The 19,271-nt window shown below is 62.2% G+C and carries 19 protein-coding genes and 1 pseudogene; 11 read left to right on the forward strand and 9 right to left on the reverse strand.

The window, feature by feature from the left end; all coding sequences use genetic code 11:
- Nucleotides 1-54: 54 nt before the first annotated feature.
- Nucleotides 55-954: an ankyrin repeat domain-containing protein gene (locus V0R37_RS07745; RefSeq protein WP_420373980.1), complete on the forward strand. Its 900-nt coding sequence runs from the start codon at nt 55-57 to the stop codon at nt 952-954.
- Nucleotides 955-994: 40 nt separating this feature from the next.
- Here V0R37_RS07745 and V0R37_RS07750 read toward each other — a convergent pair whose 3' ends face one another.
- The 4 genes and pseudogenes from V0R37_RS07750 to V0R37_RS07765 form a co-directional block, all read right to left on the reverse strand.
- Nucleotides 995-1,798, reverse strand: a complete 804-nt coding sequence (locus V0R37_RS07750) for an RsiV family protein (RefSeq protein WP_420373981.1) — start codon at nt 1,796-1,798, stop codon at nt 995-997.
- Nucleotides 1,795-1,950: pseudogene (locus tag V0R37_RS07755) on the reverse strand (thiol:disulfide oxidoreductase); the annotation flags it as partial. The pseudogene V0R37_RS07755 and the gene V0R37_RS07750, both read right to left, overlap by 4 nt.
- A 97-nt stretch (nt 1,951-2,047) precedes the next feature.
- Nucleotides 2,048-2,548, reverse strand: a complete 501-nt coding sequence (locus tag V0R37_RS07760; protein WP_420373982.1) for a glutathione peroxidase — start codon at nt 2,546-2,548, stop codon at nt 2,048-2,050.
- 25 nt (nt 2,549-2,573) lie between these two features.
- Nucleotides 2,574-3,137, reverse strand: a complete 564-nt coding sequence (locus V0R37_RS07765) for a peroxiredoxin (protein WP_420373983.1) — start codon at nt 3,135-3,137, stop codon at nt 2,574-2,576.
- A gap of 153 nt (nt 3,138-3,290) precedes the next feature.
- Here V0R37_RS07765 and arsC point away from each other — a divergent pair, with 153 nt between their 5' ends.
- Complete coding sequence (gene arsC, locus V0R37_RS07770; RefSeq protein ID WP_420373984.1) at nt 3,291-3,635, forward strand: arsenate reductase (glutaredoxin); 345 nt, start codon at nt 3,291-3,293, stop codon at nt 3,633-3,635.
- 65 nt (nt 3,636-3,700) lie between these two features.
- Nucleotides 3,701-4,570 (forward strand): EamA family transporter, encoded by an 870-nt coding sequence (locus tag V0R37_RS07775; protein ID WP_420373985.1) that lies wholly within the window; start codon nt 3,701-3,703, stop codon nt 4,568-4,570.
- A 45-nt stretch (nt 4,571-4,615) separates the two neighbouring features.
- Here V0R37_RS07775 and V0R37_RS07780 read toward each other — a convergent pair whose 3' ends face one another.
- Genes V0R37_RS07780 through V0R37_RS07795 form a run of 4 tightly spaced genes read right to left on the reverse strand, consistent with a single transcriptional unit; the run spans nt 4,616 to nt 8,492 of the window.
- A complete protein-coding gene (locus V0R37_RS07780; RefSeq protein WP_420373986.1) occupies nt 4,616-5,683 on the reverse strand; it encodes a sulfate/molybdate ABC transporter ATP-binding protein in 1,068 nt (355 codons plus the stop codon).
- A gap of 2 nt (nt 5,684-5,685) precedes the next feature.
- Nucleotides 5,686-6,591 (reverse strand): sulfate ABC transporter permease subunit CysW, encoded by a 906-nt coding sequence (cysW, locus tag V0R37_RS07785; protein WP_420374043.1) that lies wholly within the window; start codon nt 6,589-6,591, stop codon nt 5,686-5,688.
- Between the two features lie 22 nt (nt 6,592-6,613).
- On the reverse strand, nt 6,614-7,477 hold the full coding sequence (gene cysT / locus V0R37_RS07790) for a sulfate ABC transporter permease subunit CysT (protein ID WP_420373987.1): 864 nt from the start codon (nt 7,475-7,477) through the stop codon (nt 6,614-6,616).
- Nucleotides 7,478-7,481: 4 nt separating this feature from the next.
- Complete coding sequence (locus V0R37_RS07795; RefSeq protein ID WP_420373988.1) at nt 7,482-8,492, reverse strand: sulfate ABC transporter substrate-binding protein; 1,011 nt, start codon at nt 8,490-8,492, stop codon at nt 7,482-7,484.
- A gap of 214 nt (nt 8,493-8,706) precedes the next feature.
- Between V0R37_RS07795 and V0R37_RS07800 the strand changes: the two genes are divergently transcribed.
- From V0R37_RS07800 to V0R37_RS07815, 4 genes are all read left to right on the forward strand, one after another.
- Nucleotides 8,707-9,144 carry an MbcA/ParS/Xre antitoxin family protein gene (locus V0R37_RS07800; protein ID WP_420373989.1) on the forward strand — a complete coding sequence of 146 codons (438 nt, stop codon included), beginning with the start codon at nt 8,707-8,709 and terminating at the stop codon, nt 9,142-9,144.
- Entirely contained in the window at nt 9,145-9,864 is a 720-nt protein-coding gene (locus V0R37_RS07805; protein ID WP_420373990.1) for an RES family NAD+ phosphorylase, read from the forward strand.
- Nucleotides 9,865-9,897: 33 nt separating this feature from the next.
- A complete protein-coding gene (locus tag V0R37_RS07810) occupies nt 9,898-11,247 on the forward strand; it encodes an NAD(P)H-dependent oxidoreductase (RefSeq protein WP_420373991.1) in 1,350 nt (449 codons plus the stop codon).
- Nucleotides 11,248-11,337: 90 nt separating this feature from the next.
- The gene (locus V0R37_RS07815) at nt 11,338-13,326 is read left to right on the forward strand and encodes a DUF8189 domain-containing protein (RefSeq protein ID WP_420373992.1); all 1,989 of its coding nucleotides are present in this window, start codon (nt 11,338-11,340) and stop codon (nt 13,324-13,326) included.
- Here V0R37_RS07815 and V0R37_RS07820 read toward each other — a convergent pair.
- Entirely contained in the window at nt 13,323-14,102 is a 780-nt protein-coding gene (locus tag V0R37_RS07820) for a PRC-barrel domain-containing protein (protein ID WP_420373993.1), read from the reverse strand. The genes V0R37_RS07815 and V0R37_RS07820 overlap by 4 nt on opposite strands.
- 159 nt (nt 14,103-14,261) lie before the next feature.
- Here V0R37_RS07820 and V0R37_RS07825 point away from each other — a divergent pair, with 159 nt between their 5' ends.
- From V0R37_RS07825 to V0R37_RS07840, 4 genes are all read left to right on the forward strand, one after another.
- On the forward strand, nt 14,262-15,686 hold the full coding sequence (locus tag V0R37_RS07825) for a cytochrome ubiquinol oxidase subunit I (protein ID WP_420373994.1): 1,425 nt from the start codon (nt 14,262-14,264) through the stop codon (nt 15,684-15,686).
- A gap of 5 nt (nt 15,687-15,691) precedes the next feature.
- Entirely contained in the window at nt 15,692-16,699 is a 1,008-nt protein-coding gene (cydB, locus tag V0R37_RS07830) for a cytochrome d ubiquinol oxidase subunit II (protein WP_420373995.1), read from the forward strand.
- On the forward strand, nt 16,699-16,845 hold the full coding sequence (locus V0R37_RS07835; RefSeq protein WP_420373996.1) for a DUF2474 domain-containing protein: 147 nt from the start codon (nt 16,699-16,701) through the stop codon (nt 16,843-16,845). The genes cydB and V0R37_RS07835 overlap by 1 nt, the downstream gene beginning before the upstream one ends.
- 119 nt (nt 16,846-16,964) lie before the next feature.
- Entirely contained in the window at nt 16,965-19,268 is a 2,304-nt protein-coding gene (locus V0R37_RS07840) for a heavy metal translocating P-type ATPase (protein ID WP_420373997.1), read from the forward strand.
- Nucleotides 19,269-19,271: the final 3 nt, after the last annotated feature.

A 19,271-nucleotide genomic window follows, 5' to 3' on the forward strand; every position in this document is an offset into this window, starting at 1 on the left:
CTTAAAGCTATTTATCAATGTGACTTGGAGACGACTCACATTCAGGAGTACGGAATGCTGAACGATTCTTTTCCACGCGGTAGAACGGGCCCTGTGCGCCGGCCGCGCACAGGCCTGCGCCTGGTTGCGGCTTTGGCCGGCCTGCTGTTGACCGTGGCCTCCCATGCGGCCAATCCTGCCAACTGGTGGGTGGATATTGCCAACGATCGCGCCGCCAACGTCAAGACCATGCTGGCGCGTGGGGCCGATCCCAACGAAATCAGCGCCAAAGGGCAGCCGGCCATCATGCAGGCCATACGCGACGGCGCCTGGAAGGTCTACGACATCCTGGCGGCCCATCCGAAAACCGCCCTGAACGCCATCAACGCCAACCGCGAAACGCCGTTGATGTACCTGGCAGTGGTCGGGGAAACCAAACGCGCCCAGGAACTCATCCGGCGCGGAGCCATGGTGAACCGCTTGGGCTGGACGCCCTTGCAGTATGCCGCCTCGAAAGGGCATCTGGATACGGTCAAGATGCTGGTTGCCAACAAGGCGCTGATCAACGCGCCCGGCCCCGACGGCACGACGGCCTTGATGATGGCCGCTTACGGCGGCAGCGAGCCCGTGGTGCGCTTCCTGCTGGATTCGGGGGCGGATGCGACCATGCAGAATCTGCAAAAACAGGATGCGGCCGATTGGGCGCGCATGAAGAAGCATACGGCGCTGGCGGCCAAGCTGGACGAGCTTTCGGCCGGTGTTCTTGCGCAACGGTCGGCGCAGCGCAATCGGAACCGTTCCGAAGGCCAGGCCGCCGCCTCTGGCGATCAGGTCAAGACGGTGGATCTGCATGCCGCGGGCGATGACGCCGCCGGAGCGGGGCAGGGACAGGCGAAGAAGGAGCCCGCCAAGGATGCGTCATCCACCTCGCGTTATTTCGACCTGGACCGCTTCAACGAACCGGCTCAGCCCTGACCCTGGTTTTTGCACAGGGTCCTTGCGGGCGGCGCCGGCCTCAGGCCGGCATGTAGACCGGCTTCAGGACGCCCCGCAATTCGCTGTAGGGCAGCAGCAGTTCGGGCTGTCCCGATGAATAGGGCGCAATCAGATAGGAGTCGTATTTCACGACCAGGCCCTGATCGGTGAAGCCGAAATTCTGGCTGACCTGGAAGGGCCAGATGCGATGATAGGTGTCGGGGTCGTTCTGGGCATCGGGATTGGTGGCCAGCCAGCGTTGATGGGCTGCCCTGAGAGCGGCAACGTAGGCGTCGCCCTTGCCGGGTTCCAGTATGTCGGCCAGGCCCAGCACCTTGCGGGCGCTGTTGTCCCAATTAAGAAATTGGGTGGCCGAAATACCATGCGCCGCGCCCGTATAGTATTGCCAGGTGTTCAGTTCGACGACTGTCAGATCGCGATTTCGATAGCGCGCCTTGGCGGCCAGCAGGGTCGAGTCGCGCGGCGCCGCCGTTTTCCAGAAATAATCCTCGTATTGGGCCACCGTGGCGTACGGAGGCGCAGCACTGTCCACACCCGTCATGACGGCCAGGGCGTGATCGACCAATTCGTTAAGCCGCGTTTGCCCCGGGAACACGATGGAGTCCAGCTTCAGGGTGGGGCAGTCGCCGGTGCAGCCGGGCTTGCGGCGCTCCCATTTGACGCCCTGCGTGAACAGCCCCTCCTTACCGGTTTGCTGAGCCGTTTCGGCGGGTATCAGCGAAATGTTGTCGGCGGGGCGACTGGCGCAGGCGGCAAGCAGCATGGCGGCGGACAGCAGGGCGGCGCCATGCGCGGCACGGGTGAAAAACAGGGATAGGCTCATTTGACTGTCGTGGCGCTTTGGCCGAAAAGGATTTTGCGCGACTCTTCATCGCTGACGGAAGGCAGGGCGTTGATCTGCTCGGCTTTTTCGTAGGCGCGCAGCCTCGCCGGACGGGCGGCGATGGCGTTGAACCAGCGCTTGAGTTGCGGGAAAATCGTATAAGGCAACCCCGCTTCTTCCAGAAACAGCGTGATCTTGCGTCCGTTGGGCGTGGTCAAGTAATACAGATCGATCATGGATATCCTTGCATCATGCGGCAGCCGGCTTGGCCTGCAGCGCTTTTTCGATATCGGCCCGCAGTGCTTCCGGTTTGGTGGCGGGGCCGTAGCGCCTGAGCACCCGGCCATCGCGCCCCAGCAGGAATTTCGTGAAATTCCACTTGATGGCCTGGCTGCCCAGCACGCCGGCCTTTTCGTTTTTAAGCCAGTTGTACAAAGGGTGCGCTTGCGGACCGTTGACCTCGATTTTTTCGAATAGGGGAAAATCGACCCCATAGTTGGTGGAGCAGAAAGCGGAGATCTGATCCGGGTCGCCGGGTTCCTGGCGGCCGAACTGATTGCATGGGAAAGCCAGAACCGCAAACCCGCGATCGCGGTATTCCCGATACAAGGTTTCCAGGCCCGCATATTGCGGCGTGAAGCCGCATTCGGAGGCGACGTTCACGACCAGCAGCACCTGGTCGGCGTAGCGCGACAAATCGATGTGCTCGCCTTGCAGCGATGTCGCTGAAAAAGAATGAAGGGTGGTCATGGGCTATCGTGTTCCTGGCCGGGCTTCAGTGTACTTTACCATTCCGGGCCCATTTCTTGACGGCGGCCAGGGTGTTGGGAACGTGGCCGTCGGGGTCAGAGCTGCTGTATTCGTAATAGATTTTCCGGTCGGGGGTAATCACATAGGAAACGCGATTAGCCATGGCGGGCATGAAGGCCATCTTGGCATCGTAGGCCTTGATGACCTTGCCTTCGGGATCGGCGCCGACGGCGAATTTTCCACGGCATTCGCTGACCGAGAATTCCTTCAGCTTGTCCAGCTTGTCGGCGGAAACACCCAGCACCGTGGCGCCGTACTGTTTGTATTCATCGATGGCCTCGGCGAAATTATGTGCCTCGATGGTGCAGCCCTTGGTGAAGGCCGCGGGATAGAAGTAAAGCACCACAGGGCCTTTGCTTAAGGCTTGCTCCAGGGAAAAAGGAAAGGCCTTTCCGGCCATCGTGGCGTCCAGCGTAAAGGCGGGCGCCGGATCGCCAGCCTTCAATTGCGCATGTGCCGTGGGCGGGGCCAGGCAGGAAAGAGCCAGCGCGGTGGATGCGGCCAGGGCGGCCCGGCGAAAATGAGTCATGATTTACTCCTTCAAGCTGTCTATGCGGGCTCGCGGCGCGAGCCGTCAGCGATGGAATAGCCATTTTCATCCAGTCCACGCGTTTCCACAAGAACCGCTGTCAAACTCGGCTACTATGTCATTCTCGTTACAAGCCTATGTCAGTCCACAGCAATGACCACGATTTATCACAACCCCCGCTGCGGCACCTCGCGAACAGTATTGCAAACCTTGCAAGAGCGCGGCATGCAGCCCGAAATCATGGAATATCTGAAAACGCCGCTGTCCCGCGACCAATTGGCCGCCCTCATTGCCGCCGCCGGCCTGAACGTGCGCGAGGCGATGCGCGGCAAAGAGCCGCTGTACCAGGAGTTGAAGCTGGACGATCCGGAACTGGACGATGAGCAGTTGCTGCAGGTCATTGCGCAGCATCCCGTGCTCATGAACCGGCCCTTCGTCACAACGGCCAAGGGCACGCGTCTTTGCCGGCCGGCCACGATAGTCGACGAAATCCTTTAAGCAGCATCAATGAAGCCGGGAACAGCGCGGTCCGTCAACGCTGACAGGCTTGGGCCAAGGGTCCCATGACGCTGGAGACCTTTACCTTGGTCATTGCCGCGGCCATCCTGCACGCGGCATGGAATCTGCTTTCCAAAAAAGCCTCCGCCGCCGCGGGCCATTTTGTATTTTCCTACCGGCTGCTGTCTTCCCTGCTGTACGCGCCCTGGGTCATCTATATTTTCTGGGCGGACGGCATGGATTGGACATTGACGGCGGCGCTGTTCATTGCCCTGTCCAGCATCCTGCACCTTTGCTACAGCCTTTGCCTGCAATGGGGGTACCAGGCCGCCGACCTGTCGGTGGTGTATCCCATCGCGCGCGGCACGGGGCCATTGCTGTCCAGTCTGGCGGCCTTCATTTTGCTGGGCGAGCGGCCGTCCACATTCGGCGTGCTGGGCATAGTCTGTGTGGTGGCCGGCATCTTGCTGATCGCTTCCGGCGGCAATCTGCGCCGTTTCGCCAATCCGCAAGCCTGGGCCGGCGTGCGCTGGGGTTTTTTCATTGGCCTGTTCATTGCCGCCTATACCGTGGCGGATGCGTACAGCGTGAAGGTTCTGCTGGTTGCGCCGGTCATACTGGACTGGCTGTCCGCGACCGGCAATGCGCTGATCATGGCGCCCCGGGCCTGGGTGCGCCGGGCGGACATGGTGGCGCAAATGCGGGGAAAGTGGGGCTATGCCTTGGCCGTGGGAGCCTTGTCGCCCATGGCCTACATTCTGGTGCTCTATGCCTTGCAGCTGGGCGGTCCGGTCAGCCTGGTGGCGCCGCTGCGCGAAACGTCGCTGATGATCGCGACCGTGGCGGGATTTTTCATACTGAAGGAAAAGGCATCGGCCGCGCGGGTGCTGGGCTGCGCCGTGATCGTCGCCGGCGTGGTGCTGCTGACGCAATAGGACGGCGAATCCTTATGTCCGGCCGCGCACGCCGGGCGGGGCCCGTCAGGCGGTCCGCTCGGCAAAGATATGCAATTGCCGGGGACGGGCTATCAGGGTTTCTTTTTCCTTCAGTTTCAACTGCGAGAACCGCTCAGCTGAAATCACAGCCTCGATCCGCTCCGAGGTATCGGCGCGCCTGAGCTCCAGTTGCGCCAGCGGACCTATGGCGTGGATGTGTTCCAGGTGCACGACTATGCCCTGGGCATCCGGCGTATAGCGATCGATGTCGATGTCGTGCGGCCGCACATAGGCGGTGCTCTGCGCGCCGCCCGGCTCACCATGGCCGGGGGCTTCCAGCGCGGTGTCGCCTGTTTCCAGCAGGCCGTCGCGCAGGCGGCCATGGAACAGGTTCACATGGCCCAGGAAGCCATAGACGAACGGTGTCGCGGGCTCGTTATAGACATGGGCGGGCGCGCCGACCTGTTCCACCTTGCCTTGATTCATCACCACGATTTCATCGGCCACTTCCAGCGCTTCTTCCTGGTCGTGCGTGACGAAGATGCTGGTTACCCGCAGTTCGTCATGCAGGCGCCGCAGCCAGCGCCGCAATTCCTTGCGCACCTTGGCATCCAGCGCGCCGAAGGGTTCATCCAGCAGCAGCACGCGCGGCTCCACGGCCAGGGCCCGCGCCAGGGCGATGCGCTGGCGCTGCCCGCCCGACAGGGCGGAGGGCTTGCGGTCGGCGATCCAGTCCAGTTGTACGAGTTCCAGCAGCCGGCTGACTTTTTCATGGATGGCGGCGTTGGACGGCCGTTCTTTGCGCGGCTTCACGCGCAAGCCGAAGGCGATGTTCTCGAACACGCTCATGTGCTTGAACAGCGCATAGTGCTGGAACACGAACCCCACCTGGCGCTCGCGCACATGGCGTTCGGTGGCGCTTTCATTGTCCAGCAGTATGTCGCCGGAGTCGGGATGTTCCAGGCCGGCGATGATGCGCAGCAATGTGGTCTTGCCGCAGCCCGAAGGACCCAGCAGGGCCGTCAGCTTGCCGTCGGGAAATTTCAGGGACACGTCGTCCAGGGCCGTAAAGCCGCCGAACCGCTTTTGTATATTGCGTACTTCTATGCTCATGATCAATGTTCCCGGGTTGCATGCAAGGGCGTGGCGGCGTGGGCTCGCCATTCGACCCACGATTTCAAGGCCAGCGTCACCAGCGCCAGCATCGCCAGCAGCGATGCCACGGCGAAGGCGGCCGAAAAGTTGTATTCGTTGTAGAGAATTTCCACGTGCAGCGGAATGGTGTTCGTCAAGCCGCGGATATGGCCTGACACCACCGATACCGCCCCGAACTCGCCCATGGCGCGGGCATTGCAAAGAATCACGCCGTACAGCAGCCCCCATTTGATGTTGGGCAGCGTAACGTGAAGAAAGGTTTGCCAGCCCGTCGCGCCCAGTACCAGGGCCGCTTCCTCTTCTTCGCTGCCTTGCGACTGCATCAGAGGTATCAGTTCGCGGGCGACAAAGGGAAAGGTGACAAAGACGGTGGCCAGCACAATGCCCGGCACGGCAAACAGTATCTTGATGTCATGCTGGTATAGCCATTCGCCCATCCACCCTTGGGCGCCGAATATCAACACATAGATCAGGCCGGAAATCACGGGCGACACCGAAAAGGGCAGGTCGATCAGGGTGATCAGCAGGTTTTTCCCGCGAAATTCGAACTTGGCGATGCACCAGGCGGCGGATACGCCGAACACCAGGTTCAGCGGCACCGCGATGGCGGCGGTCAGCAGGGTCAGCCTGATGGCCGCCAGCGCATCGGGTTCGACGATGGCGGCAATGTAGGCATCCCAGCCTTTGCGGAAGGCCTCGGCGAAGACGGCGAACAGCGGCACGAACAGGAATAATCCGAGGAAAAGAAAAGCGGCCAGCATCAACAGGCCTCGCACCCAGGGCGGCTCCTGAGTGGCCGAAGGCGCTTGCGCAGCCCCGCGGCTTGAAGCGGAGGGCGCCTTAGCAGCCTGTTCGTCGGCGGCCATCGCGGCGGGAAGGGTGCTCATGTCAGCTCCTGGCCGTCTGCTTGCCTCGGCGCGTCCAGGCCTGCAGCAGGTTGATGGCAAGAAGCAAGACGAAGGAAATCGTCAGCATGACCACCGCGATGGCGGTGGCGCCCGCATAGTCGTATTGCTCCAGCTTGGTCACGATCAGCAACGGGGTGATCTCCGAAATCATGGGCATGTTCCCGGCAATGAAGATGACCGAGCCGTATTCGCCAGTGGCGCGGGCGAACGCCATGGCGAAGCCGGTCAGCAAGGCCGGCAGTATGGCCGGGAAAATCACCCGCAGGAAAGTCTGGAGGCGATTGGCGCCCAGGCTGGCCGCGGCTTCTTCCAGTTCCTGCTCCGCCTCCTCCAGCACCGGCTGCACGGTGCGCACCACAAACGGCAGCCCTATGAAAGTCAGCGCCACCATCACGCCCAAGGGGGTGAATGCCACCTTCACGCCAGCCAGTTCAAGATATCGGCCCAGCCAGCCGTTGGGCGCGTACAGCGCCGTCAGGGCGATCCCGGCGACGGCGGTGGGCAGGGCGAAGGGCAGGTCCACCAAGGCATCCACCAGCTTCTTGCCGGGAAAGCGGTAGCGCACCAATACCCAGGCCACGATGGCGCCGAAAACCAGATTGATCGCCGCGGCCAGGAGAGAGACGCCAAAACTCAGGCGATACGAGGCGACGACCCGGGGCGAGGTGATGGCCTGCCAGAACGCTTCCCACGTCAGGGTGAAGGTCTTCAGAAAGACGGCCGACAGGGGAATCAGGACGATCAGGGCCAGGTAGAGCAGGGTGAAGCCCAGGGTGATGCCGAAACCGGGTATGACCCGGAAAGGCCTGGGGCTTCCCGCCAGTGGAAGGGCTATGCCGGACATAGGCTTATTTAGCCGCCGGCTGGTAGATTTGGTCGAAGATCCCGCCATCGCCAAAGTGATGTTTTTGCGCCTTGGTCCAGCCGCCCGCCACTTCGTCTATGGTGAACAGCTTGATCTTGGGATATTGCGCCGAGTACTTTTCAGCGATTTTTTCCGAAGTGGGACGGTAGTAGTTCCTGCCGGCAATCTCCTGGCCCTGGTCCGAATACAGGTATTGCAGGTAGGCCTCGGCCACTTTGCGGGTGCCTTTTTTATCGACGGCCTTGTCCACGATGGCCACCGGCGGCTCGGCCAGGATGCTGACCGACGGCGCTACGATCTCGACCTTGTCCGGTCCCAGTTCCTTGATGGCCAGCAGCGCTTCGTTTTCCCAGGCCAGCAGCACGTCTCCTATGCCCCGCTCGACGAAAGTGGTGGTCGATCCGCGTGCGCCGGAATCCAGTACCGGCACCTGCTTGAACAGCTGGCCAACGAACTTCCTGGCGCTTTCTTCATTTCCGCCCGGCAGGCCCAGGGCATAGCCCCACGCCGCCAGATAGTTCCAGCGCGCGCCGCCCGAGGTCTTGGGATTGGGCGTGATGATGGCCACGCCCGGCTTGATCAGGTCGTCCCAATCCTTGATGTTCTTGGGATTGCCCTTGCGCACCAGAAAGACAATGGTCGACGTGTAAGGGGAGCTGTTCAGGGCGAATTTCTTCTGCCAGTCCGGGCTGATGGCGCCGCGAGCCGCTATGGCGTCGATATCCGAGGCCAGGGCCAGCGTCACGACATCGGCTTGCAGCCCATCTATGACAGAGCGCGCCTGCTTGCCTGATCCGCCGTGCGACTGCTTGATGGTGACGGTATCGCCGGTTTTGGCCTGCCATTCCTTCGCAAAAGCCTGGTTGAATTCCTGATAGAGCTCGCGGGTGGGGTCGTAGGAAACATTCAACAGCGAAATCTCCGCCGCCTGCCCGGCCTGGGCGGCGAAGAAACCGGCGACGATGAGGGTTTTCAGAATAGCGGGTAATGCCATGCTTGCATCCTTTGTTTATGAGTGGCTTCTGATCAGGCTCTAGACTACGGACTGGAGATCGGAAATAGAACGATTTCTTTCGTCCATGTTTATAAGCGGCGCGCATAATGCCTGGCGGCTATAAGACCAATATCGCCATCAACACGGGCTTCTCTGGAAGCAGGGTATGAAATTCCATAAATGGAGTGTAAAATGTCCATAAACGGAGAACACCATGAGCCTGGCCTACGCTTATCCCCTTAGCCGCTTCGAACCGGCTCCGCTTGTCGACCTGAACGACAAGCCCACGCGCGAGCGCCTGTCCGGCTCCGCCCTGAAGGGGTTTTTCAAGCTGTCCGAGGCCTGGAACCTGCGCGACGAAGAGGCCTGCAACCTCTTGGGCGGGCTGTCCAGCAGCGCGTTCTACGAATGGAAGAAAAAGCCCGACCGCGTGCTCGAGGTCGATCGCATCACGCGTATTTCATATCTATTGGGCATCTACAAGGCCTTGCATATCCTGTACGGCGACAAACTGGCCGACCAGTGGGCGGGCATGCCCAATCGCAACATTATCTTCAAGGGCAAAACGCCTTTGGAATACATGCAGGAAGGGGGCTTGTTGGCCATGCAAACGGTTCGGCAATTGCTGGACGCGCGCCGGGGCGGGATGTAAGTGCGCCTGCCGCCGCTGTCGCAGATTAGGCAACTGGATACCTGCCGCCTGCTGCCATCGCGCTTTGCGGATGCGGAAGACTCCGTGCTGGCCCCGCTGGCCGGCAGCCCGGAACACCTGGCCGACCTGTTCGCGCTGGACAATGCCACGAATCAGCGGCTGGCCGCCGAACGGGGCCTGTTGCCTGGCATAGGCATCGACGAGCTGGTCTTCGGGGTACCGAACTTTCGCATCGTGAATGCCGCCTACGCCTATCCGCGCCCCGAGGGCAGCCGCTTCAACAGCGGCCTTCGGGGCGCCTGGTATTGCGCTTTCGACCTGGACACCGCCATCGCCGAAATCGTCTTTCACAAGACGGTGGAGTATGCGGAAATCGGCTATTTCCACGACAGTGTCGATTACCAGCTTATGCTGGCCGACTTCAGCGGCCAGTTCCACGATCTGCGCCAGGCGTCGGGTTTCAAGCAGTGCCTGGATCCCAAAAGCTATGTGGCCTCGCAGGCGCTGGCTGAATTGTTGCTGGAAAACGGATCGCTGGGCGTGGTGTACCCTAGCGTTCGGCGGGCCGGAGGCATCAACCTGGCGTGCTTTCGTCCCGCCCTGGTCAACAATGTGCGCCGCGACGCGGCATGTCGCCTGACGTGGTCGGGCACGCCGGAGCCGGTCATCAAGATCAAGCGCCAAGGCAAGAGAAAAACCAAACCCAGGCTCCCGTCCTGAACGCGGCGCCGTTATGCAAAGAGAGAGGAGCACATGAGTCTTTACGCACAGCTGCGGCAACGCGCCGCCGATAACAAGCCCATACGCGTGGGCCTGATAGGGGCGGGCAAGTTCGGATCCATGTATCTTGCGCAGATTCCGCGTACACCGGGGGTTCACCTGGTCGGCATAGCGGATCTCTCGCCGGACGCCGCCCGGGCCAATCTGGCCCGCGTGGGCTGGGAACCGGAACGGACGCGGGCCGCATCGGCTCAAGAAGCCCTGCGCCTGGGCTCCACCTGGATTACCGAGGACTGGACCGCCTTGGTCGGTCTGGACGAGATCGACATCATCGTCGAATGCACCGGCAATCCCATCGCCGCGGTCGAGCATTGCCTGGCCGCGTTCGATAACGGCAAGCATGTGGTCAACGTCACTGTCGAGGCGGATGCGTTTTGCGGCCCTTTGCTGGGACGCAAGGCGGCGCAGGCGGGCGTCGTGTATTCGCTGGCCTTCGGCGACCAGCCCGCCCTTATCTGCGATCTGGTCGATTGGGCCCGTACTTGCGGCTTTCCGGTGGTGGCGGCCGGCCGCGGCCATAAATGGCTGCCGCATTTTTCCGAATCCACTCCTGAAACCGTCTGGGGCCACTACGGCCTGACGCCCGAGCAGGCTTTGCGCGGCGGGCTCAATCCCAAGATGTTCAACAGCTTCCTGGACGGTTCCAAGCCATCCATAGAAAGCTCGGCCGTGGCCAACGCCACCGGTCTGGGCGTGCCCTCCAATGGGCTCCTTTATCCGCCCGCCAGCATCGAGGACATTCCCTACGTGACCCGGCCGGTTTCCGAGGGCGGAGTGCTGGAACGCAAAGGCATGGTCGAGGTCGTTTCCTCGCTTGAAACCGATGGGCGCCGCATTCCTTATGACATACGCATGGGCGTGTGGGTGACCGTCGAGGCCGAAACCGATTACATCAAGAACTGCTTCGAGGAATACAACGCCCATACCGACCCCAGCGGGCGCTACTTCACCTTGTACAAGCGCTGGCACCTTATCGGCCTGGAGGTCGGCATGTCCGTGGCGTCGGTGGCGTTGCGCGGCGAACCCACCGGAGTGGCGACCTGCTGGAACGCCGATGTCGTGGCCACAGCCAAGCGCGACCTGCAAGCCGGCGAGGCGCTCGATGGCGAAGGCGGCTACACCGTGTGGGGCAAGCTGCTGCCCGCGGCCGCATCGCGCAAGCTGGGCGGGCTGCCTTTAGGGCTGGCGCACAACATCAAAGTCACGCGTCCGGTCAAGAAGGGGCAGAGCCTGTCCTGGGACGATGTCGCCATCGACACCACCACGTCCGCCTACCGGATTCGTCGCGAAATGGAGACGATTTTCGACGATCGCCACGCCTGAGCGCTTCCCGCAACATGGCCGCCCGGCGCAAGCCGGGCCGGCAATGTAAAAAAGGAATAGAATCGCAAGAAAAAATTTCACTGGGAAATCTTGAAAGCGATTCGCTGGTTGTTGGCGGTATGCGGCATGCTCGCCCTGGCGGGCGGTCCCGCCGCGACCTGGGCGGGCCCCGCGTTGACCGACTGCAATGGGATAAAGGATCTGGTCTTCGTGCCCCATCAGGACGATGACCTGCTTTTCATGAATCCCGACATCGAATCCACCATAGACGCCGGCGGCTGCGTCCAGGTGGTCTACCTGACGGCCAGCGAGAGGGGCGAAGGCGAGCCCTATATGCTGGGACGCGAGCGCGGCGTGCGCGCCGCCTATGCCTACATGGCGCAGGCCGCCAATCAATGGCTGGAAGATGACGTTACTGTCGGCACGCGAAAAATCACCCGTTTCACCCTGGCCGGAAACCGGCGTGTGCAACTGCTGCACATGCGCCTCAAGGACCCCTGGCTCGGCAAGGGCTGGGGCAGCCTGACGCCGCTGAGCCGGGTGGAATCCGTGGCCGGCGCGACGGCCGATTCCCTGGGACCGCTTGCACAAACCTATACGCGCCAGGACCTGCTGCGTACGATAGCCGGCATCATCCGCGATTATGCGCCGTCCACGGTGCGGCATATGGATGACACCATTGCGGTTCCCTATACCGCTTTGTGCTGGCGCTGCGCAGGCCATGACCACCCAGACCACATTGCCAGCGCCCGTCTGGTGCGCGATGCCCTCAAGGCGTTTCCGGAGGGGCTTTTTTCCGAAGTGGCCTATGTGGATTACCCCAGCCAAGAGCGGGACGCCAACTTGTCTTCCACGGAAATCAAGGACAAGACCGAAGCCTTCAGGCGCTACGCCTGGGACGATTACCGCTATTGCTCCGGCGCCGACCAGTGCAAGGAGCCCGCGGGCCCGGCCGCCGCATGGGTGGGCCGCAGCTATTACGTGTCGCGCCGTGCCGCGGCGCCCATATTGCTGCCCGCCTTGGGCGGAGGCTATCTATTGCTGGCTGTGGGCGAATCCAACCGGGCGGCCAATGTCTGGGCAAGCACGCCGGGGCGCTGGAATAGTGTGGGCGGCCGCACGGCGGACCCCATTACAGCCTCCCAATATCCAGATGGCCGCGCAGGCATCCTGGCCAGGGATGCCAATGGCCGGGTGTGGACCAAGCGGCAAAGCGCCCAGGGCGGCTGGCAGGACTGGAGCCCGATCGAGGGATCCCGCCTGTTGCGGCTTCCAGCACTTGCCACGCGGGGAGCGCCCGCGGCGGTCGGCTTGGGCAACGATGGCTTATTTCACTTCAGCCAATACAACGGCGCCAAGCAGGCCTGGCCGGACTGGGCCGCATTGCCCGCCCTGGCTCAAGCGCGGCCCGCCGCCGCGCTGACCACGGACGCGGACGGCGCCTATGCGGTCTTTGCATGCGATGCTGAAGGTGCTGTGTGGGCCAGCACACAGATCGTTTCCGCCACAGCGAACGATGATGTAAAGACCGGGACAACTGCATGGACGGCGTGGAGCCGGCTTCCTTTACCAATAGCGGACGGCGGCCTCGCGGCCATGCTTAACGCCGAAGGACGTATCGAACTGTTCCTGCGCGATCGGGTCAGCGGGCATATGCTCACTGCGGTGCAGCGCTCGCCGGGCGGAGCGCTGGATGCATGGACGGCCGCCATCGACATGGGCTTTTCTTACTCCGGCCAGCCGGTGGTCGGCACGAATGAACAGGGCGACGTCGTCGCCGCGGCGGTGGATGCCTCGACGGGGACCTTATGGCTGGCGGAAGCGGGCAAGGCTCTGCGCCTGGGCACAGGGCTGGCGTCCTCTCCCGCGCTGCATTCGGGGCAGGGCGTTTTGCGCATCGCGGCGCGCGCCGCCCAGGACGGCCAGGCCTACTGGATGCAAACGCGCAGCCATGGCGTGTGGGGCGCCGCCGTACTGCTCGAGCCTCCACCCGCGCATGGCGGCAACTCGTTCACCGGCTCGGCCGTCTTGCAGGCCGATGCGTCGCCGGCGCCCACACTGGCCGCCAAGCTGCCTTAATCCCAATACGCCTTTTTGCCATAGTGGCGATGCAGGCGCGTCTCGTAGTCGCGATCCAGCGGCAGGCTCTCATCGTACTCGGGGCTGTCCTTGATCTGCTGGCGGGTCAGCGCGGTCTGGACGGTGGAGTCGGTCCAATCGATACGATCTATCCAGTGTGTGGCAAGCAGCACTTTTTTACCGCCGGGCCACCAGTTGCGCGTATCGACGAGCAGATAGCGGATGGCCCATGCCTCGTCGTCGCAAATGAAATCCTCCACGTGGCCGATCTCATCGTCCGTGCCGGCAATGTTGTAGCCGGTGACGTCCTTGCAACTGCGCAAGTGCACGTCCTCGGGGCGATCGGCGGCACGCTCGGCGACCGCGTCGGGGCGCATATCCACTGGCGGAACCGTGCCTGATTCGGGCAAGGGGTAAACGGGATAACCACCGACGCCCCACAGGTAAGGGCCATTCCAATAGTTGCCGAAACCGTAATACTGCGAAAACTGGCTTTCCAATTGGCGTGAAACCGGCTGGTGCGTATCGATATCGGGGCTGTTGGCCACTTGGTCGCGCGTCAGCGAAACATGCACGGTTTCCTCCAGGTCGTCCACACCCTTGATGGAATAGGGCGAGATAAGCACGGACCGCTTGGACAGCCACGTGCCGGTTTCCACCACCAGATAGCGGATGCCCCATTGCTCGTCATCGAAATACACATCCCGGACGCTGCCCAATTCATCGTCGGTGGCTTGTATTGCATAGCCTTTCAGGCTGCTGGTCTTGCGTAACATGGGTACTCTCCCGCTTGGATTATTGGAAATCTCTTACAGCAAGCGGCATGCCTGCAATTATCCATTTACGGTTGCCGGCCTCATCATGTAAAGTGGCCCCTTCTAGTGCATGTTGGCGCCTGGCGGTTTTGCGCTTCGTGCCCGGACAAGGAGCGGTGGATGGATTTCGATGCATTGATGCTGGCCCGGATTCAATTCGGTTTCACGATATCCTTTCACATCATCTTTCCGGCGATCACCATCGGCCTGGCCAGCTACCTCGCGGTGCTCGAAGGCTGCTGGCTCAAAACCAAAAATCCCGTCTATCGCGAACTCTATCTTTATTGGATCAAGATCTTCGCGGTCAACTTCGGCATGGGCGTGGTGTCGGGCCTGGTGATGGCCTATCAATTCGGCACCAACTGGAGCTATTTTTCGGATTTCGCCGGCGGCATCACCGGCCCCTTGCTGGCCTACGAGGTCCTGACGGCCTTTTTCCTGGAGGCCGGCTTTCTTGGCGTGATGCTGTTCGGCTGGACGCGCGTCGGCCCGGGACTGCATTTCTTCGCCACCATCATGGTTGCGCTGGGTACCCTGCTGTCGGCGACCTGGATACTGGCCTCCAACAGCTGGATGCAGACGCCGGCGGGCTACGAAATCATCAATGGGCAAGTCGTTCCCACCGATTGGCTGGCGGTCATCTTCAATCCTTCTTTTCCCTACCGCCTGGTGCATATGGGCCTGGCCGCTTTCCTGGTGACCGCGCTCATCGTGGCAGCGGCGGCGGCCTGGCACCTGCTCCGCCGCAACGACACTCCGGCGATACGCACCATGCTGTCCATGGCGATGTGGATGCTTCTGCTCGTGGCGCCGCTGCAGGCCGTCGTAGGCGATTTCCATGGCTTGAATACGCTCAAGCATCAGCCGGCCAAGATCGCCGCGATCGAGGGGCATTGGGAAAACAAGCCTGGCGAAGGCGTGCCGCTGACGCTGATAGGCTGGCCGGACATGAGCCAGGAAAAAAACCATTTCGCGCTGGAAATTCCACGTCTGGGCAGCCTGATCCTCACGCATAGCTGGGACGGGCAGTTCGCGGGACTTAAGGAGTTTCCGCGTGCGGACCGACCCAATTCCACTGTGGTGTTCTGGACGTTCCGGATCATGGTCGGCCTGGGCGTCCTGATGATAGGACTGGCGTTCTGGGCGGCCTGGGCGCGGCGGCGCGGACGCTTGTATTCGTCGACGCCTTTGCTGCGGTTCGCGCTATACATGGGTCCCGCGGGCCTGATCGCCATGCTGGCGGGCTGGTTCACCACCGAGATCGGCCGCCAGCCCTGGATCGTCTATAACGTCATGCGCACGGCCGATGGCGTTACCCGTCACGGCGCGCTCGAGGTGGGCGTGACGCTGGCCTTGTTCGTGGTGATCTACTTCATTGTGTTCGGGGCCGGCACCGTATATATCTTGCGGCTGATAGGCAAGGGACCGCACACCGATGCTCCCCAAGAGGGCGGGCCGGGCGAAGCCCATACGCCCAGCCGGCCGTTCTCGGCCGCGCCCGACTCCGACGACATCGCGGCAGGCAGCCGCACAGACCAAGGGTGAACGCCATGGGCATCGATCTGGCGCTGTTGTGGGCCATCATCATTCTGTTCGGCATCCTGATGTATGTCGTCATGGACGGGTTCGACCTGGGCATAGGCATACTGTTTCCCTTCATTCCCGGCAAGGAAGACAGGGACATCATGATGAACACCGTGGCGCCCGTCTGGGACGGCAACGAGACATGGCTGGTGCTGGGCGGCGCCGGGCTGCTGGCGGCTTTCCCGCTGGCTTATTCGGTGATTCTCAGCGCCTTCATGCTGCCGCTGATCTTCATGCTGCTGGGCCTTATATTTCGCGGAGTGGCCTTTGAATTCCGCTTCAAAGCGCATGAGCATCGGCGGCATTGGTGGGACAAGGCATTCATTTTCGGCTCCATCACGGCCACGTTCTTTCAGGGTGTAACGCTGGGAGCCTATATGCATGGGCTGCCCGTTGTCGATCGGGGCTACGCCGGCGGCGCGCTGGACTGGATCACTCCGTTCTCCATCTTTACCGGCCTGGGGCTGATCGCGGCGTATGCCTTGCTGGGCTGCACATGGCTCATACTCAAGACCCATGGCGACCTGTACGATCGGATGCGCGAGCTGGCGCGTCCGCTTACGCTGGTCTTGCTGGGCGTCATCGCCATCATCAGCGTCTGGACTCCGCTTACCCATGGCGCCATTGCCGAGCGCTGGTTCAGCCTGCCCAACATGTTCTGGTTCGCTCCGGTGCCGGTCCTGGTGCTTTTGGCCGCATACTATCTGCTGCGCTCCCTGAACAACGAGCCGCACGCGGGGCCTTTTCTGCTGACGCTCGCCCTGATCTTCCTGGGCTACAGCGGGCTGGGCATCAGCGTGTGGCCCAATATCATCCCTCCCGACATTTCCATTTGGGATGCCTCCGGGCCGCCTCAAAGCCAGGGTTTCACCCTTGTCGGCGCATTGCTCATCGTGCCGCTCATCCTTATGTACACAGCCTGGTCCTATTATGTGTTTCGCGGCAAGGTGGTTACCGGCGAGGGCTATCACTGATGCAAGAGGCCAAGCATAAAAGCCAGGCGTCGTGGCGCCGGCGCATTATGTGGCTGGTCGGTATCTGGGCTGCCAGCATCGCCGTCCTGGCGGTGGCGGCGTACGCATTAAGGCTGATCATGAATGCCGTTGGCATGACGGCCTGAGCCTTGCCCGCGGCCTTGCGCTTTACAGGCCTTGACCTTACCATCATGGTAAGGTTTACATTCTAACCCTGAGCTGCAGCATGGGCTGCCAAGCATAGTCTTTCAGGGGGCCATAAACAATGTCCACACTCGATTTATCCGTAAGCGGCATGAGCTGCGCGTCCTGCGTCGGGCGCGTGGAACGCGCGCTGCAAGCCGTGCCCGGCGTCACGCAGGCCAGCGTCAATCTGGCAACCGAACGCGCACAGGTCATGGTTCAAGAGGGCATACCCGCATACGATCTGCTGAAGGCGGTGCAGAAAGCCGGGTACGAAGCCACCATCGTCGGAGATGAGCAGAACGGCGCCGATGAGCTTTCCGCGCGGCAGGCCGCCGAGCAGGCCCGGCTCAAGCGCGATGTGCTGATCGCCGTTGCGCTGGCCCTGCCGGTATTCATCCTGGAGATGGGCTCGCATCTGCTGCCCGCCTTCCATCATTTCATCGAACAGACCATAGGCCGGCAGGCCAACTGGAATGTGCAATTCGTCCTGACGTCTCTTGCGCTGTTCTTTCCCGGCCGACGCTTCTTCACAATAGGAATTCCGGCCTTGTTGCGGCGGGCGCCCGACATGAACGCGCTGGTGGCGATGGGCGCCGGCGCAGCCTATGCGTTTTCCGTAGTTGCCACCTTCTTTTCCGGCTTGCTGCCGGCGGGCACGGTCAACGTCTACTACGAGGCGGCCGCGGTCATCGTCGCCCTGATCCTGCTGGGCCGCTACCTGGAAGCCAGGGCCAAGGGCCGCACGTCCGAAGCCATTCAGCGCCTGGTTAGCCTGCAGGCGAAAACAGCGCGGGTATCGCGCGATGGCCTGATCGTGGAAGTGCCCATCGAACAGGTCGCGGTCGGCGACCTTTTGGAACTGCGCCCCGGCGAACGCATACCGGTCGATGGCGAAGTCGTCGAGGGCGGCAGTTTCGTGGATGAGTCCATGATCAGCGGCGAACCCCTGCCTGTGGAAAAGGGCGTGGGGTCGGCGCTGACGGGCGGCACGGTCAATCAGAACGGCGCCTTGATGCTGCGCGCGACCCAGGTCGGCGGCAACACCGTGCTGGCGCAGATCATACGCATGGTCGAGCAGGCGCAGGCATCGAAACTGCCTATCCAGGCCTTGGTGGACCGGATAACGATGTGGTTCGTACCCGCCGTCATGGCGGCTGCCGCACTGACCTTCATTGTCTGGCTGATCTTTGGCCCGTCGCCCGCGCTGACCTTTGCGCTGGTCAACGCGGTGGCCGTCCTGATCATTGCCTGCCCTTGCGCCATGGGGCTGGCCACGCCCACGTCCATCATGGTGGGCACGGGCAGGGCGGCGCAGATGGGTGTCCTGTTCCGCAAGGGAGAGGCCCTGCAAACGCTCAAGGAGGTCCGGGTCGTGGCTGTGGACAAGACCGGCACGCTGACCAAGGGCAGGCCCGAGCTGACCGACCTCATCCTGGCCGACGGCTTCCAGCGGGCCGGCGTGCTGGCAGCCGTGGCCGCCGTCGAGGCCAAGTCCGAACATCCCATTGCGCGTGCCATCGTCCAGGCGGCGCAGGCCGAAGGACTGGCCCTGGACCCGCTGGATGTCTTCGAGTCCGTTACCGGCTATGGCGTGCGCGCGCAGGTCGCGGGCCGGCCGGTGCAGGTCGGCGCCGATCGCTATATGCAAAAACTGGGCCTGGACGTGAACCTCTTCGCCAAAGAAGCCGACCGCCTTGCCGACGAAGGCAAGACACCTTTGTATGCGGCTATCGACGGCCGGCTGGCCGCCATGATCGCGGTATCCGATCCCATCAAGGAGAGCACGGAGGCCGCTATCCGGGCGCTGCATGATCTGGGCCTGAAGGTGGCCATGATTACCGGCGACAATCGCCGCACGGGCGAAGCCATTGCCCGCAAGCTGGGCATCGACGAGGTCATTGCAGAGGTGCTGCCCGAAGGCAAGGTCCAGGCGGTCAAGCGGCTCAAGCAGGAGCATGGCCTGCTGGCCTACGTGGGCGACGGCATCAACGATGCGCCCGCCCTGGCGGAAGCCGACGTCGGCATGGCCATCGGAACGGGAACCGACATCGCCATCGAGGCTGCCGACATCGTGCTGATGTCGGGCGACATGGGCGGCATTCCCAATGCCATCGCCTTGTCGAAAACGACGATTGCCAACATACGCCAGAACCTGTTCTGGGCCTTCGCCTATAACACGGCGCTCATTCCGGTCGCGGCCGGCATGCTGTACCCGCTTAATGGAACACTGCTTTCACCGGTATTCGCGGCCGGCGCCATGGCGCTTTCCAGTGTGTTCGTGCTGGGCAACGCCTTGCGGCTGCGCGGATTCAGGCCGCCCGCGCAGCGCGGTGCACAAGCCATGGCCAAGGTCATGGCGGCAAACCCGCAACGGCAGGAGTGAACA

Source organism: Pollutimonas rozaliensis, assembly GCF_048751585.1.
GTDB lineage: Bacteria > Pseudomonadota > Gammaproteobacteria > Burkholderiales > Burkholderiaceae_B.

Excerpts from the sequence above, each read along its gene's own strand:
- V0R37_RS07775 (WP_420373985.1), top strand. The coding sequence starts at position 3,701 with ATGACGCTGGAGACCTTTACCTTGGTCATTGCCGCGGCCATCCTGCAC.
- cydB (WP_420373995.1), top strand. The coding sequence starts at position 15,692 with ATGGGCATCGATCTGGCGCTGTTGTGGGCCATCATCATTCTGTTCGGC.
- V0R37_RS07835 (WP_420373996.1), top strand. The coding sequence starts at position 16,699 with ATGCAAGAGGCCAAGCATAAAAGCCAGGCGTCGTGGCGCCGGCGCATT.
- V0R37_RS07820 (WP_420373993.1), bottom strand. The coding sequence starts at position 14,102 with ATGTTACGCAAGACCAGCAGCCTGAAAGGCTATGCAATACAAGCCACC.
- V0R37_RS07765 (WP_420373983.1), bottom strand. The coding sequence starts at position 3,137 with ATGACTCATTTTCGCCGGGCCGCCCTGGCCGCATCCACCGCGCTGGCT.
- V0R37_RS07780 (WP_420373986.1), bottom strand. The coding sequence starts at position 5,683 with ATGAGCATAGAAGTACGCAATATACAAAAGCGGTTCGGCGGCTTTACG.
- V0R37_RS07795 (WP_420373988.1), bottom strand. The coding sequence starts at position 8,492 with ATGGCATTACCCGCTATTCTGAAAACCCTCATCGTCGCCGGTTTCTTC.
- cysW (WP_420374043.1), bottom strand. The coding sequence starts at position 6,591 with ATGGCCGCCGACGAACAGGCTGCTAAGGCGCCCTCCGCTTCAAGCCGC.
- V0R37_RS07745 (WP_420373980.1), top strand. The coding sequence starts at position 55 with ATGCTGAACGATTCTTTTCCACGCGGTAGAACGGGCCCTGTGCGCCGG.
- V0R37_RS07825 (WP_420373994.1), top strand. The coding sequence starts at position 14,262 with ATGGATTTCGATGCATTGATGCTGGCCCGGATTCAATTCGGTTTCACG.
- arsC (WP_420373984.1), top strand. The coding sequence starts at position 3,291 with ATGACCACGATTTATCACAACCCCCGCTGCGGCACCTCGCGAACAGTA.
- V0R37_RS07800 (WP_420373989.1), top strand. The coding sequence starts at position 8,707 with ATGAGCCTGGCCTACGCTTATCCCCTTAGCCGCTTCGAACCGGCTCCG.
- V0R37_RS07840 (WP_420373997.1), top strand. The coding sequence starts at position 16,965 with ATGTCCACACTCGATTTATCCGTAAGCGGCATGAGCTGCGCGTCCTGC.
- V0R37_RS07760 (WP_420373982.1), bottom strand. The coding sequence starts at position 2,548 with ATGACCACCCTTCATTCTTTTTCAGCGACATCGCTGCAAGGCGAGCAC.
- V0R37_RS07810 (WP_420373991.1), top strand. The coding sequence starts at position 9,898 with ATGAGTCTTTACGCACAGCTGCGGCAACGCGCCGCCGATAACAAGCCC.
- V0R37_RS07750 (WP_420373981.1), bottom strand. The coding sequence starts at position 1,798 with ATGAGCCTATCCCTGTTTTTCACCCGTGCCGCGCATGGCGCCGCCCTG.
- cysT (WP_420373987.1), bottom strand. The coding sequence starts at position 7,477 with ATGTCCGGCATAGCCCTTCCACTGGCGGGAAGCCCCAGGCCTTTCCGG.